Raw genomic sequence first — 14,528 nt, forward strand, 5'->3', positions numbered from 1 at the left:
GCTCATCCCGTCCTGGACCGCCCTGATCACTGAACGCTTCAGCTCGGTGGTATACCGCTTTGGCCCAATGGGCTGTCGCCCGAACTTCTTCATCCAGCGGATAAGGCTCAGTTCGGACACGCCGTACTGTTCCATCAGGTCCCGGCGAGGGACCCCAAGTTCGATCTGATCCAGCATGTGGAGGATCAGACGCTTGTCGAATGGCTGCTTCTTACTGGTCCGCTCCGCGAACTCAAACTCTCTTTCTATTGTTTCCATACACTTTGTTTTTGTGTATAGCTTTTTTAGGATTGGACAAAGAGCCCAAACACCCGCCATATTCAACAAAAAGAGGTTGTACCTAAAATAGATACAACCTCTTTTTTTATCTTTACTAAAGTTAAATTAACTCTATATAATTATATTATTGCAAATTTATTCGGTAATCTCCTCTGCCATATAATCCCCTTCATTTCCTAAACGATCAATACCTTTAATAGCTACCGCATTCAATTTTTGACCGTTTTTGGTTTTCGGGAAACTATACTCTGTCTGCGGCGCATCCAAAATTTCCATCTCCCAAGTATTTCCATACCTTGCATAAGCTACCCATTTGAACACCTGCTCAGGCTGTTTGTGCAACCATTTAGCAAAAACACTGCTGGTCTGTTTGGTCAACATCAAGGTAGGTTTCAAGATCGGGTTGGCTGAAAGCCAAGGTGAAGCCGGCACTAAGGCAGGAGCACGATAAGGTCCTTCATAAAGCGCCTTCAACATCAACGGGTTTTTTGTCAATCCGGCAATACTCCAGTGCACAGCACCAGTACTGTTCGGCGTAACATCCCTGGTCACTTCGATCTGACGCTTGATCTCCTCAATTTTGTTAGAAGAACGGACTTCCACCGTATTCAATCCCGGCCATAAATGGCGGTTATGCTTGTTTTCTGACTCCCACCATTTCAACAAAGAAGTAAAACTCTGTTTTGGCGGGTCGATTGGCCAATACAATTGAGGTGTAAAATAATCGATCCAACCTTCATTTAACCATAATTTCGCATCTGCATACAACTCATCATACTGAGAGGATCCCGTAACGCCAGCTGGATAACCTGGTTTCCAGATTCCAAAAGGACTCAATCCAAACTTAACAAATGGTTTTTCTGCTTTGATCTGGGTATAGATTCTTTTGATGAATTTATTGACATTATCACGTCTCCAATCACCACGGCTTAGATTTCCACCTGCTTTTCTGTACGCATTCCAAGAGGCATCATCCGGAAAATCAGCTCCTCCATTATAGGAAGCATATGGGTAGAAATAATCATCAAAATGAACCCCATCGATATCATAACGTTTTACGATATCCATTACCACCTCCGAAGAGTGGTCCTGGGTTTTTTGATTTGCCGGATCGAACCAGTACATGCCATTTCGCAATCTTACAACGTGATCAGCTGCCTTACGAACCATGGATTCGCTGGTTACTTGACCACCATTCGAATGATGCGCACGGTAAGGATTCAACCAAACATGCAGTTCCAATCCACGCTTATGCGCTTCATCCACCCAAAATTCCAAAGGATCGTAATAAGGCGAAGGTGCCTTTCCAGTGGTACCGGTCAAGAAATAAGACCATGGTTCGAATTTAGAATGGTATAAAGCATCTGCAGATGGACGCACCTGAAAGATCACCGCATTAAAATTATTCTTCTTCAGCAAATCCAATAAGGCAATCGCCTCCTGTTTTTGCTGTGCTGTAGAAAGGTTGTTCTTACTTGGCCAGTTGATATTGGCTACGGTTGCTACCCAAGCCGCACGAAACTCACGTGGTGCCTTTGGCAGATCGGTACGGAATTCTTTAAAAGGTTCCTCTTTCTTAACCACTTTAGCTGGCTTTTCAACAACAGCCCCCTTCTTCACTTCTTTTACTTCTTCCGCCTTTTTAGGTTGGTTTTCTACCTGGGCACCCTGCGCTACCTCCGCTTTTGGCTGCTCCTTAGCCTTTGCCTGCCTGTTTTTAGATCCACAGGAAACTACCAGCATCAAGGCAACAGCAAACACGCATAATTGCAAAAATCTCATCTTCATAAACATATCTTAACACGCAAAACTACGGTTTTTATTACCTTGGAATCAAATTGTAACTTATTCGTTATAGATTAAAGAAGCGTTTCGCCTTCAAAAATGACCTGTTGAACCTGAAAATCAGCATCAAAAACCAGTACATTCGCCATTGATCCTTCTTCCAGATTTCCGATATCCGATCTTTCGATCAAACGGGCGGGGTACAACGTTGCCATTCGGATACTTTCATCCAAGGGAATTCCTACCTTTTTCACACAGTTCTGTACAGATTGCAATTGGGTCAATGCCGATCCAGACAATGTTCCATCCGGCAGCACAAAATGATCCCCATTCAGTACATGCTGATAAATTCCTTTATGACAAGTGGCCACAGCATCCGTGATCAGAAACAATCGCTCACCCATTGCCTGTTTACTGATTTTCACGGCTTCATAATTCACATGTACTCCATCTACAATAATAGAGGCATAGGCTTTTGGATGATTGAAAACAGCGCCTGGCAGTCCAACTTCCCGGTGCTGCAGCGGCGACATCGCATTCCAAAGGTGGGTGGCCGTTTTCACCCCATGATCAAAGGCTCGCGTAGCCTCTTCAAAAGTGGCTGTACTATGCCCTGCAGACAGCAATAAGCCTTTTTTATTTAAGTAATCCACACATTCCTGTTTGGTTTTCTCTGGTGCTATGGTCATCATTTTAACCACATCTTCGTTGCCTTCCAAAAGATCTTCTAAAATAGGCAGGGTAGCTTCCATGATCAGTTCAGCTGGATGCGCGCCCCGTTTCGCTTCATTTAAAAACGGTCCTTCCAAATGCAAGCCAAGGGCTGCGGAAGGTTTTGTTTGCCGAAAAACAGCAATAGCCTGTTTAAACAATTCCAAGGTATTGGTGGCCAGGGTCATCATGTAGGAAGTACATCCCTGTTTAAGCAGGTTGAAGTTTATTTTTTCCAAAGATGCGGCAGTCAGTTCAGCAGAGAAAAGATCCTCTCCCGTTCCATACAATTGCAGGTCGATCAATCCCGGGCAGATATTCGCACCTTGCACATCCACCACCTGATATTCTTCAGGAACAGCCTCTTTCCCAACAATTCCTGTAATCCTATCTTGATTGATCAGTAAAACTGCATCCTCACGGATTTCATATCCATTATAGATGGTCCCATTGACCAAAGCTAATTTCTGTTTCATCCTGCAAGTTAGTTAATGTATGCAAATCTTGAAAATCCAATGGGCTAATCGTATATTAGTCGGTATTAAAGAAACAATAACATAAATTCAACTACGATAATACTGCCTATCATGTCTAAAAAAGAGATATTAAATACAGATAAAGCGCCCGCAGCCATTGGACCATACAACCAAGCGATCAAAGCGGATAATACCTTATATGTTTCCGGACAGATTCCATTGATTCCAGAAAGCATGGAACTGATCACGACAGGTGTAGAAGATGAAGCACACCAGGTGTTGAAAAATGTAGGTGCCATCCTGAAAAATGCAGGTTATGATTTTGAAGATGTCGTGAAAACATCCATTTTCTTAAGTTCTATGGATTATTTTGCAACGGTAAACGAAGTGTATGCGCAATATTTCAAGGACAACCAACCGGCAAGGGAATGCGTAGCGGTAAAAACACTTCCCAAAGAAGTGAATGTAGAAATCTCCGTCATTGCATGGAAAGCACGGGATTAATCCCATGGCTGAACTATCGTTAATAACTCCTATTGAATACCTGAAAGGTGTAGGCCCTCAAAAAGCCGACCTTCTCAAAAAGGAGTTGATGGTCTTCAGTATTGGCGATCTCCTGCAATGTTACCCCTTCCGATACATCGACCGGACAAAATTCCATAAGGTTCGGGAACTCCATGCCGATATGATCGGCGCGCAGGTGCTTGGCCGTTTGATTAGCCTGCAGGAATTGGGCGAAAAGAGAGGACGCCGATTGGTGGGCCAATTCCGGGATGAAACGGGTATGATGGAACTGGTCTGGTTCCAAAGCCTTACCTGGCTCAAAAAGACATTACAGGTGGGTTCCGCTTATATAATCTATGGAAAACCGAGCGAATTCAATGGAAATATCTCCATGACCCACCCCGAAATGGAGCTCTATCAACAGCAGGCGAAAAAGATCGGTAACCAGACGATGCAACCTGTTTACTCCTCCACGGAAAAGCTGAAAAAGGCCAATCTGGATAGCCGGGGAATTCAGAAACTCCAGGAAACGGCTTTAATGACGGTTTTAAAAGGTGTGGCTGAAACCCTTCCCGCTTACCTGATGGAAAAACACCAGTTGATTTCTTTTCAACAGGCTTTATTGGGCATCCATTTTCCGCAGAACGAGCAGATCCTGAAACTAGCTATCCGTAGGTTGAAGTTTGAAGAACTGTTCTTCATTCAGTTAAAACTATTAAGGAACAAACAGTTAAACACCCAGAAATATAAAGGCCATCGGTTCGATCAGGTTGGGGAAAAATTCAATAGATTCTTCACCGAAAGACTGCCTTTCCCATTGACCAACGCGCAGAAAAGGGTTGTTAAGGAAATCAGATTGGATTGTAATACCGGCGCGCAGATGAACCGATTGGTTCAGGGGGATGTGGGTTCAGGAAAAACCGTTGTGGCCTTGATGAGCATGCTATTGGCCATAGACAATGGTTTCCAGGCCTGTATGATGGCTCCTACCGAAATCCTGGCTACCCAACATTATCATGGAATAACCTCCCTATTGGGCGAAGACATCTGTAAGGTTCGACTATTGACCGGATCTACCCCAACAAAAGCCCGAAGGATCATCCATCAGGAATTGGAAGATGGCACCTTGGATATCCTGATCGGTACCCATGCCCTGATTGAGGATAAGGTGAAATTCAAGAACATTGGATTTGTGGTGATCGATGAGCAACACCGCTTTGGCGTAGAACAACGGGCCAAATTATGGCGTAAGAATATCATTCCGCCACATATGTTGGTAATGACCGCCACTCCGATCCCCCGCACATTGGCAATGACCATGTATGGCGACTTGGATATTTCCATTATCGATGAATTGCCGGCAGGAAGAAAACCTATTAAAACCGTACATTTCTTCGAGAACCAACGCCTGAGGGTGTTTGGATTCATGCGGGAAGAGATTGCCAAAGGAAGGCAGGTATATATTGTCTATCCCTTGATCAAGGAAAGTGAAAAATTAGACCTTTTATACCTGGAAGCAGGATTGGAGGGTCTGATGCGGGAATTTCCGCTTCCGGATTACCGCATCAGCATCGTCCATGGCAAGATGCCCGTGAAGGACAAGGACTTTGAAATGCAACGCTTTATTAAAGGCGAAACCCAGATCATGGTGGCCACCACGGTGATTGAGGTAGGGGTCAATGTGCCCAATGCTTCCGTGATGGTGATTGAGAATTCGGAGAGATTCGGGCTCTCCCAGCTCCACCAGTTACGAGGACGGGTTGGCCGTGGCGCGGAGCAATCGTTCTGTATCCTCATGTCGGGCGACAAATTGAGCAAGGAAGGTCGGACGCGTTTAGAGACGATGGTGCGGACCAACGACGGCTTTGAGATCGCGGAGGTTGATCTGCAATTGCGGGGACCTGGAGATATTTCCGGAACACAGCAATCCGGTGTGCTGGACATGAAAATTGCAGATCTGGCAAAGGATCAGGCTATCCTGACGGAAGCTCGGCAATCCGTCATCCAGCTGTTCCAAGAGGATCCCGAATTGGGGGCACCGGACAACCGCTTATTGCTGAATTACATCCAAAAAGGGCAGCCAAGTATTTCTTGGGACAAAATCTCCTAAAAACTTTACCTTTGTAAACTTGTTCCTTATAAAAAAACTAAATGGCAAGAACGAAAATATATGAAACGGCTCATAAGCCGGAGACTGCGGTATTGGTCAGTGTGATCACCCCGGATGTTTCCGACGAAACGGCAAAAGAATACCTCGAAGAACTAGAATTTTTGGTGAGCACCGCTGGTGGAGTAACCAAAGGGATCTTCACCCAGAAATTGGCCTATCCAGACCGTGCTACTTTTGTAGGAAGTGGTAAATTGGATGAGATCAAGGAATATATCAAAGCGGAAGAGATCGATATGGTCGTATTCGACGATGAGCTTTCCCCTTCCCAATTGAGGAACATCGAAAAATACTTCGAGATCAAAGTACTGGACCGCTCCAACCTGATCCTGGATATCTTCGCCAAACATGCACAAACCGCACAGGCAAAGACCCAGGTGGAACTGGCGCAATTGCAATACCTATTACCTCGCTTGACCCGAATGTGGACCCACTTGGAGCGTCAGCGTGGTGGTATTGGTATGCGTGGTCCGGGTGAATCCCAGATCGAGAGTGATAGACGGATGATCTTGAACAAAATCTCTTTGTTGAAGGATCGTTTGAAGCAGATCGATAGACAGAATGAGACCCAACGGAAGAACCGTGGGGAAATGATCCGGGTAGCCTTGGTCGGTTATACCAACGTAGGTAAATCTACCATCATGAATATGATTTCCAAGTCGGAAGTACTGATCGAGAATAAGCTTTTTGCAACCTTGGATACCACGGTGCGTAAAGTCGTGATCGACAATCTGCCTTTCTTATTATCCGATACGGTAGGATTTATCCGCAAACTTCCTCATCATTTGGTGGAGTGTTTCAAATCTACTTTGGATGAGGTTCGTGAGGCCGATGTATTGATCCATGTGGTGGATATTTCCCATCCCTATTTTGAGGACCAACTTATTGCGGTAAACGAGACTTTGAAGGATATAGGTGCTGTGGATAAGCCGATCATCACGGTTTTCAATAAGATCGATGCGTATAAACCAGCGATCGAAACGGATGAGGATGGAGAAGAGATCAAGATCACGTTGGATGATTTCCGGAATTCTTGGATGGCAAAAAATGCGGATCCGGCTATTTTTATTTCGGCTACCGATAAGATCAATGTGGAAGAATTGAAGGATAAGCTTTATGAGGTGATCGTGAAAATGCATAATGCTCGATATCCTTACAATAACTTGCTTTATTAAATTTGAACAAGCGTTATTAAATTGAACAAACAACTTTATTAATTTGCTGAATACCATGCAAAACAAAGAAGTTAAATATTTGGATTGGGGGCTACAGGATTATCAGGTAGCTTGGGATAAACAGGAAGCGATATTTGCTGAAACCCTCGCCATAAAACATAATAATAGGGTCAATAATACCACCGAACCTACACCTAATTTTTTGGTTTTTACCGAACATCCGCATGTGTATACCTTGGGTAAAAGTGGGCATGAGGAGTACCTTCTGTTGGATGAGGCGGGGTTGAAGGAGAAAAACGCTACTTTCTATAAAATTAACAGGGGTGGTGATATTACTTATCATGGTCCTGGGCAGATTGTGGGGTATCCGATCCTGGATCTGGATAATTTCTTCACGGATATACATTTGTATTTAAGGACCTTGGAGGAGGCAATCATTCTTACTTTGGCGGATTATGGTATTGCGGCTGGTCGATATCCGGGTTATACCGGTGTTTGGCTGGATGAGGATAATGAAAAGGCGCGTAAGATCTGTGCAATGGGTGTTCGGGCATCACGTTGGGTGACCATGCATGGTTTTGCTTTTAATGTGAATGCTGATCTGGAATATTTCGGAAATATCATTCCTTGCGGAATCGATGATAAGGATGTGACTTCTATGGAAAGGGAGTTGGGGAGGAAATTGGATATGGAAGAGGTGAAAGGGAAGTTAAGGAAGCATATCGCGGATTTGTTTCAGATGGAGATTGTTTAAGGAAAGGATTATTTAAGCAGCCCTGAAAATAAAAAGGCCATCAGAAATATTATCTGATGGCCTTTTTCAATTTCAATTTAGAGAATTTTTAATATGGTAAATAACCAGCTTTCAAATCAACTACTTTGTGCGTTACTTCTGTTTCCACGTTCAATGGCGTTGTTCCGTTGATTGCATAGGTATAAACTGAACCCTTGAATTCTTTGGTAGAACTAGGATTGTAGGTAGCAACAATGATATATTTGAATTGACCAGCAGGGCTGTAATCAAAATTCCATGCAGTAATATCCCCCGTTCCGTCATTTGGTAGGGTCAATACTTCTTGAACATCAAACCCACTATTAGAAAACCGATACAATTTACGACCGCTTGCAAAATACCAGAAACCTGCTCCATTTCTATAACGTATACCTATTTGGTTCATCATTTCCGGCATTTTCTTCCTAGCAACAACGATATGTTTATTTGGCAAATATCCATTTACAGATGATTGACTAAAATCAAACCGGTGAAGCGCAACGTCATCGCCATTTTTAGTTAAAACAAAGCTGTTTACCCAGGTAATATAATCTTCGACTCCACCTAATACTTCATGACCTTTAAAATCTTCCTGAATCAAATGATCTAATGTTGTTTGATAGGTGTTTTCTGCAGCTCCATATTTACTTGCGAATACTCTTAATTTTTCATTCCTATAATCATAACCTACTAAAAACAGTCCTTTGAAAGTTCCTTCATTCACGTAATAATCCCCTTTTCCAAAATCATAATTTAAAGGATCATTATATACATCGGTACTCACAACACCATTAGCGATAGCTCTAATCTTTTTTCCAATACTAGTAGTACCTTGATTTTGATTTATTTTAACTCGGCTAGGTTGGAAACCACCCGCAACGGGATCAAAAATCATAGATGTTTGACGATTGAAAAGTAGGATTGGCAAATTGGTTCTGCTACCTGCTCTTATTATCGGATTCTCTCCTTCTTCAGTTGCAACAGTAATCGTCGTAAATTGACCATTTGACGCTGAAGTTGCATAATGGTAGAGTTCGACACTTAAAGGGTTTTTCCCAAAAGTATATTCTCCATAATTGTTATAGTGGTAAAATTTACTTGTCCGCTCATTTCCCTTTAAAAATAAGTGCGCATTTCTATTTTCATCTTCTGCCAGTAGATAATAACCTCGAGTTATACTTGCCGCTAAATTTATAACAAAATGATAGTTGTTTTTTGTATTCGTGGATTTATCGAAAACATAAAAGTTTGAACGAAGAACTCCAGGATTAACCCCTTGTGTATTAAAAACAAGGTTTTTTTCATGACTTACTGTATCTCCATTTATTACCCAAGCAAATGTGTAATCATTGTCATCTGATTACATTGAGCTATAGAGAGTGGGCTTAATCTCCAACGTTTCTCCCATAGATAATGAAAATGTGGTTGAAGCTAATGGACGACCCGTAGCAATTGTTACCGAATCGATTTTATTCAAATCCTGGTAATCATAGTTTCCTAAATCTTTACTACATCCTGTAAATAATGCAATGGACAGGAAGATATATAAAATATTATTAAAAGTATTTTTCATAATAATAAGGTTTTAAGGAATTAAGATTCTAGGTTTAGTTCTACCATCCACCTGATGTTGGCCGATTATGCCGGAAACTAATACCGGATAGATTCTGTATTGAGCTATAGCAAGGAGGCCGATATCGATATCCTTAAAGCCAACCTGAACGGAAAGAAGATTGCCGCCAATCCGATTGGAACTGATTTGAAGGCAGGTTCAGACGTGTTTGTCATTTCCCATCCAAGAGATTATTTCTACTATTATACCTCTGGTAGAGTTGCCTGCATGACGGAAAGCAATGCCGGTATCATGAGCAGAAAAATGGAGATCACGGCAGATTATGCTGCTGGGTCAAGCGGTGGGCCAATTTTCGACAATAAAGGAAATATTGCCGGAATTGTCTCCCTAACCCGATCATTTTATTACAACCAGGCGGAGCAGAAAAACCTCCAAATGGTCATCAAAGAAGCCATCCCTGTAAGTGCCATCAAAAATTTGATCCAGCACTAAGTTAGCAATCGTTAAATACATCCACAAAAAAGCCCTTATCCTGCTCAGGAAAAGGGCTTTTATTATTTTTATTTCAATTAATCGGAATAGCCTTCAATCTGAATGGATTGATAGGTAATCGATGTATAGCTTATTTCCGTTTCCACTGGTCTAGCGATTTGGAACAAAGCACTGGGTTCGGTTCGTTTCGCCACCGACAGTATCATCTCTACACAATGAGGAGCAAATAATTCTTCCACCAGTTCTACCCTATTGTTCTCGCCGGAGAGGTGGCCAAGGATCAGGTGTTTCATCCGGGAAGAACGATGGGCCAAAAAGGCATCCATCGAAATCCTGTTGGAAAGATGGCCCTCTCCTCCTCGGATCCTATTCTTTAGGTAATAGGGATATCTTCCATTCTGCAACATATCCTCATCGAAGTTGGATTCCAGGAACAGCACATCGGAAATCTCGATCGCCTTCATCACATTTACACAGATCCTTCCGATATCGGTCAATACCGAAATATTGATTTCTCCATCAGTAACCATGAAACTGCAGGGTTCCTTTGCGTCATGGTATTTAGGAATGCCATAAACGGATAAGTCACCAACATTTACAATGGAATCGGCTTTGATAAAATGCAAGAGATACTCCGGTAATTGAATTCGGGAGGATTCATAGGTCCCTACGGTCAGATAAACCGGTATCTGGTACCTTTTGGCAAACACGGCCAATCCGCAGATGTGGTCCGTATGTTCATGGGTAATAAAAATGGCATCGATGCTGGCAGGGTTAATTCCCAGACTAGCCATCCGCAGATGCAGATGCTTATTGTTGATGCCCACATCCACCAGAATAGCCGTATTCCCTTTCGCTATATAATAGCTGTTTCCATTACTCCCTGAAGCTAACGCACAATACCTAATCATGGAAAAATTTAAAGGATTAACATTCTGGTAAACTCAATGGCACTTTGATGGCCAATCCACCATCAGCCGTTTCTTTATATTTGGCGTTCATATCCAATGCGGTCTCCCACATGGTGCTCACTACCGCATCCAAACTCACTTTGGCTTTGTCCGGATTGGATTGAAGCGCCAATTGGGCTGCTGTAATGGCCTTGATCGCGCCCATGGTATTCCGCTCAATACATGGAATCTGAACCAGACCACCAATAGGGTCGCAGGTCAGTCCTAAATGATGCTCCATGGCTATCTCTGCTGCCATCAAGACCTGGCGTTGGGATCCTCCCAAGCACTCGGTCAATGCGCCCGCCGCCATCGCGGAGGAAACACCGATCTCAGCTTGGCAACCGCCCATAGCCGCAGAAATCGTCGCTCCTTTTTTGAAGATAGAACCGATCTCAGAAGCTGTTGCGATGAATTGAATGATCTTCTCTTCCTTATAGGCATCATGAAATGCCAGATAATATTGCAGTACGGCAGGAATAACCCCTGCTGCACCGTTTGTAGGTGCTGTTACCACACGGCCAAAGGAAGCATTCTCCTCATTTACCGCCAAGGCAAAACAGCTTACACAATCTAATATATAACCAAAATCACGTCCACCGGCACGGATTGCTTCCAGCCAGGTATCATAATCATGGTAAGTACGCCCTTTCAGCATACGTTTGTTCAATTTGGATGCCCGACGTTCCACGTGCAATCCTCCTGGGAGTACACCATCGGTATGGCAGCCTTTATAGATACATTCCTTAATGGTATGGAAGATCTGCATCACTCCTTGCTTGGTTTCCTGTTCTGAGCGCCAGGAGCACTCGTTCTCCAGCACCAGTTCCGAAATTTTAAGTCCGGTACGCATGCAGGCAACCATCAATTCCTGTGCGGTATCGATGGGGAATGGCAGATCCAATTCTGTCAATACCCCTTCCGTATCATTTTCCTGAACAACAAAACCTCCTCCGATAGAGTAATAGGTTTCGCTGATGGCGGAACCATCGCTTAGGAAAGCCTGGAAAGTGACCGCATTTGGATGGAACGGTAAACTTTGGTCGAAAAGGAATAGTAAATTGGTATCGTAGTCGAATTCAATTTCCTTTTCAGCACCCAAGGTTAATTTTTTGTTGGCTTTGATACGGTCCACCTTGGGAACCACGTCATGCACATCGAATGTGACAGGATCATCGCCACTTAAGCCTAATAATACCGCAATATCGGTACCATGGCCAACACCCGTTTTGGCAAGTGATCCAAAGAGCAAGATATTCACCGTTTGAACACGGTCGAGTGCAGCTTTTTCTTTTAACACTTCCACAAATCGTTGTGCAGCACGCCAAGGTCCTAAGGTGTGGGAACTGGAAGGACCAATCCCAATCTTAAACATATCAAAAATAGAAATCTGCTCTTTTGCCATAATTTAATTTATTAAGACAAAAGTAGCCTTTCTTTTACCATTTTTAAAAAAAATGTTAGGAGGGGATTGGGGGAGGGGGGAGGATGAGTGGAGGGATGAGTGGTGGGATGAGTGGCGCCGCGTCATTGCGAGGAACGAAGCAATCTTCCCGCATGAAATGCTGAGTGTAGTCCAAAGATTGCTTCCTCGTACCTCCTCGCAATGAAGAGAGTTTGCTATGTAAAACACCATCTTTTCTATTAAAATCGTCCTTAAAACATACTTAAACCATGATTATAGCACCAAATCCCATGCCTTACATACTAAAAGCATACTTTCACATTACTTTCACCTTAGTTTAAGCTCGAACCCAACCTGTCTTGTCCTTATATAGCTATACAGATTATTGGTTTAATTCTGAATTGATTATACAGGCAAATTTGGTAATACTATATGTACTATACAAACTCTTTTTTCACTATTGGATATTTTTTCGGTTTCCATCTCTTTCTGAGCGCACCTGATCTCATGTGTGCCTGTTCAGGGGTGAGGTAGTCACAGCTCGCGTGCGGTCTCAGGTTGTTGTATACCCTGATGTTCTCCCGTATCTTTCCGGTGGTCTCCCTCAGTCCGCTCTGTGATGTGTAGAGGTCGAACTCTGCCTTCAGTATGCCGTTCACCCGTTCGGCTATCGCGTTCTCGTAGGGATCCCCGTTCTCGGTCATGCTGACCGCTATCCCGTTGGTTCGCAGGATATCCACATAGCCCTTGCTACAGTACTGCGAACCCCGATCGGAGTGGTGTATCAGACCCTTTCCCGGATACTGCCTCTGCCGCAGTGCCATCTGCAGGGCATCGATACATCCCTGTGCCGAGAGGTCGCCCCTGAACGCCCAGCCCACTATCTTCCTGGAATAGGCATCGGTGATCAGGCTCAGATATCCCCAGCGTCTGTTGAGCTGTACATAGGTGATGTCGCTTACCCAGACCTGCTCGGGACGCTCGACCGTAAGTCCCTTTATCAGGTTCCCGTACTTCTTCATCCAGTGCCGCGAATCGGTGGTGACCGCCTTCCTCTTCCTGGTCCTGATCTGTAGGGAATGCTCCCTCATCAGGGCGAAGAGATAGTCGCGGCCGATCCTGATCCCATGTTCCTACAGGGGGCCGGAGAGCATATGGAGCAGCTTCCGGGTACCGATCCTTCTCTGTTCGCTGCGTATCCGCAGCACGTGCTGCAGGATGACCTCGTCCTTCAGTCCGACATCCTGCCCCCGCCACTGGCGGTCATAGTACGCATGCCTTGTTCTTCCAAACAGTCCGCAGATCAAACGGATCCCCATTGCTGGGGATTCCTGTTTGATCTTTACGACCGCTTGGCACCAGACTTTTTTCTGATGTCGATCTTGAGCTGTTCCTCGGCAATGTCGATCATGGTATCCAATGCCCTGATCTTCAGGTTTGCATACTCCAGGGCCTTCTTCAGGGCCAGGATCTCTGCCTCTTTGGGGTCTACGGGTTTATTTTTGGCCATATCATCGGGTTTTGGGGAACTAAGTTCGGTATTTTCCCCCTTATATTCCCTGACCCATCTGGAGACCGTACCGCAGGAGATATCAAAGGTGTTCCCCGCCCGGTAGGCGCTCATCCCGTCCTGGACCGCCCTGACCACTGAACGCTTCAGATCGTTGGTATACCGCTTTGGCCCAATGGGCTGTCGCCCGAACTTCTTCATCCAGCGGATAAGGCTCAGTTCGGACACACCGTACTGTTCCATCAGGTCCCGGCGAGGGACCCCAAGTTCGATCTGATCCAGCATGTGGAGGATCAGACGCTTGTCGAATGGCTGCTTCTTACTGGTCCGCTCCGCGAACTCAAACTCTCTTTCTGTTGTTTCCATACACTTTGTTTTTGTGTATAGCTTTTTTAGGATTGGACAACCCCCATTTCCCCCACAAAAAAAGAAGAGGCTGTCTCCTATGTTTGTGTCAAGCAAATGTAGGAGACATTTTTTGTTTTATAGATTTGCTGTATTTAGTGAAAAGAGGGAGAGCCTAGGGCTGTCTTAGTAGCTTTTTTAGCATACTGATTTTTAGAGATGGCCTTCCTCTTTTTCGCTTCCTAAGACAGAACAGAATGTAAGGCGGAATTACAGTCCAGCTTGAATATCCATAAGGAGACAAGTCCAAGGGAAGTTTCACTATTGATTTTTCAGTTTCACATCAAAAAATTAACATGAAAACACTCAAGCAGGTCGTTGGCA

Annotated in this window: 14 protein-coding genes; 5 read left to right on the plus strand and 9 right to left on the minus strand. The window is 44.1% G+C overall.

All coding sequences use genetic code 11. The features are described 5' to 3' along the window. From CRJ00_RS15230 to nagA, 3 genes are all read right to left on the minus strand, one after another. Positions 1–258: hypothetical protein (locus CRJ00_RS15230; RefSeq protein ID WP_373560882.1), on the minus strand; the 258-nt coding region annotated here is incomplete at its 3' end. A 156-nt stretch (positions 259–414) separates the two neighbouring features. Continuing rightward, positions 415–2,067, minus strand: a complete 1,653-nt coding sequence (locus CRJ00_RS15235; protein WP_257213813.1) for a glycoside hydrolase family 10 protein — start codon at positions 2,065–2,067, stop codon at positions 415–417. Positions 2,068–2,138: 71 nt separating this feature from the next. Continuing rightward, the gene (gene nagA, locus CRJ00_RS15240) at positions 2,139–3,251 is read right to left on the minus strand and encodes an N-acetylglucosamine-6-phosphate deacetylase (RefSeq protein ID WP_099367617.1); all 1,113 of its coding nucleotides are present in this window, start codon (positions 3,249–3,251) and stop codon (positions 2,139–2,141) included. Positions 3,252–3,362: 111 nt separating this feature from the next. Here nagA and CRJ00_RS15245 point away from each other — a divergent pair, with 111 nt between their 5' ends. The 4 genes from CRJ00_RS15245 to lipB are packed head-to-tail and all read left to right on the plus strand — an operon-like array spanning position 3,363 to position 7,851. Beyond that, positions 3,363–3,755, plus strand: a complete 393-nt coding sequence (locus CRJ00_RS15245; protein WP_099367618.1) for a RidA family protein — start codon at positions 3,363–3,365, stop codon at positions 3,753–3,755. A gap of 4 nt (positions 3,756–3,759) precedes the next feature. After that, entirely contained in the window at positions 3,760–5,865 is a 2,106-nt protein-coding gene (recG, locus tag CRJ00_RS15250; RefSeq protein WP_099367619.1) for an ATP-dependent DNA helicase RecG, read from the plus strand. Between the two features lie 41 nt (positions 5,866–5,906). Beyond that, positions 5,907–7,097 carry a GTPase HflX gene (gene hflX / locus CRJ00_RS15255; protein ID WP_099367620.1) on the plus strand — a complete coding sequence of 397 codons (1,191 nt, stop codon included), beginning with the start codon at positions 5,907–5,909 and terminating at the stop codon, positions 7,095–7,097. A 55-nt stretch (positions 7,098–7,152) separates the two neighbouring features. Further along, positions 7,153–7,851 (plus strand): lipoyl(octanoyl) transferase LipB, encoded by a 699-nt coding sequence (gene lipB / locus CRJ00_RS15260; protein WP_099367621.1) that lies wholly within the window; start codon positions 7,153–7,155, stop codon positions 7,849–7,851. An 88-nt stretch (positions 7,852–7,939) separates the two neighbouring features. Here the strand turns inward: lipB and CRJ00_RS15265 are convergent, their stop codons facing one another. Together CRJ00_RS15265 and CRJ00_RS15270 are read right to left on the minus strand one after the other, a co-directional pair. Continuing rightward, complete coding sequence (locus CRJ00_RS15265; RefSeq protein ID WP_099367622.1) at positions 7,940–8,764, minus strand: hypothetical protein; 825 nt, start codon at positions 8,762–8,764, stop codon at positions 7,940–7,942. A gap of 465 nt (positions 8,765–9,229) precedes the next feature. Beyond that, on the minus strand, positions 9,230–9,442 hold the full coding sequence (locus CRJ00_RS15270; protein ID WP_099367623.1) for a hypothetical protein: 213 nt from the start codon (positions 9,440–9,442) through the stop codon (positions 9,230–9,232). A gap of 99 nt (positions 9,443–9,541) precedes the next feature. Here CRJ00_RS15270 and CRJ00_RS15275 point away from each other — a divergent pair, with 99 nt between their 5' ends. Beyond that, the gene (locus CRJ00_RS15275; RefSeq protein ID WP_167554208.1) at positions 9,542–9,934 is read left to right on the plus strand and encodes a S1 family peptidase; all 393 of its coding nucleotides are present in this window, start codon (positions 9,542–9,544) and stop codon (positions 9,932–9,934) included. 77 nt (positions 9,935–10,011) lie between these two features. Here CRJ00_RS15275 and CRJ00_RS15280 read toward each other — a convergent pair whose 3' ends face one another. The 4 genes from CRJ00_RS15280 to CRJ00_RS19035 all read right to left on the minus strand — a co-directional run bounded on the left by CRJ00_RS15280 (position 10,012) and on the right by CRJ00_RS19035 (position 14,027). Beyond that, the gene (locus tag CRJ00_RS15280; protein ID WP_245153259.1) at positions 10,012–10,845 is read right to left on the minus strand and encodes an MBL fold metallo-hydrolase; all 834 of its coding nucleotides are present in this window, start codon (positions 10,843–10,845) and stop codon (positions 10,012–10,014) included. Between the two features lie 16 nt (positions 10,846–10,861). After that, positions 10,862–12,289, minus strand: coding sequence for an L-serine ammonia-lyase (locus CRJ00_RS15285; RefSeq protein ID WP_099367625.1), 1,428 nt, complete (start codon positions 12,287–12,289; stop codon positions 10,862–10,864). Positions 12,290–12,726: 437 nt separating this feature from the next. After that, positions 12,727–13,413, minus strand: coding sequence for an IS3 family transposase (locus CRJ00_RS15290; protein WP_306473115.1), 687 nt, complete (start codon positions 13,411–13,413; stop codon positions 12,727–12,729). A 218-nt stretch (positions 13,414–13,631) separates the two neighbouring features. After that, positions 13,632–14,027: a transposase gene (locus CRJ00_RS19035; RefSeq protein WP_218962232.1), complete on the minus strand. Its 396-nt coding sequence runs from the start codon at positions 14,025–14,027 to the stop codon at positions 13,632–13,634. Between the last annotated feature and the right edge of the window lie 501 nt (positions 14,028–14,528).

Source organism: Sphingobacterium sp. 1.A.4 (assembly GCF_002734245.1).
Classification (GTDB): Bacteria; Bacteroidota; Bacteroidia; order Sphingobacteriales; family Sphingobacteriaceae; genus Sphingobacterium; species Sphingobacterium tenebrionis.

Coding starts and splice junctions, on each gene's coding strand:
- CRJ00_RS15235 (WP_257213813.1), bottom strand. CDS start 2,067: ATGAAGATGAGATTTTTGCAATTATGCGTGTTTGCTGTTGCCTTGATG.
- nagA (WP_099367617.1), bottom strand. CDS start 3,251: ATGAAACAGAAATTAGCTTTGGTCAATGGGACCATCTATAATGGATAT.
- CRJ00_RS15245 (WP_099367618.1), top strand. CDS start 3,363: ATGTCTAAAAAAGAGATATTAAATACAGATAAAGCGCCCGCAGCCATT.
- recG (WP_099367619.1), top strand. CDS start 3,760: ATGGCTGAACTATCGTTAATAACTCCTATTGAATACCTGAAAGGTGTA.
- hflX (WP_099367620.1), top strand. CDS start 5,907: ATGGCAAGAACGAAAATATATGAAACGGCTCATAAGCCGGAGACTGCG.
- lipB (WP_099367621.1), top strand. CDS start 7,153: ATGCAAAACAAAGAAGTTAAATATTTGGATTGGGGGCTACAGGATTAT.
- CRJ00_RS15265 (WP_099367622.1), bottom strand. CDS start 8,764: ATGATTTTTGATCCCGTTGCGGGTGGTTTCCAACCTAGCCGAGTTAAA.
- CRJ00_RS15270 (WP_099367623.1), bottom strand. CDS start 9,442: ATGAAAAATACTTTTAATAATATTTTATATATCTTCCTGTCCATTGCA.
- CRJ00_RS15280 (WP_245153259.1), bottom strand. CDS start 10,845: ATGATTAGGTATTGTGCGTTAGCTTCAGGGAGTAATGGAAACAGCTAT.
- CRJ00_RS15285 (WP_099367625.1), bottom strand. CDS start 12,289: ATGGCAAAAGAGCAGATTTCTATTTTTGATATGTTTAAGATTGGGATT.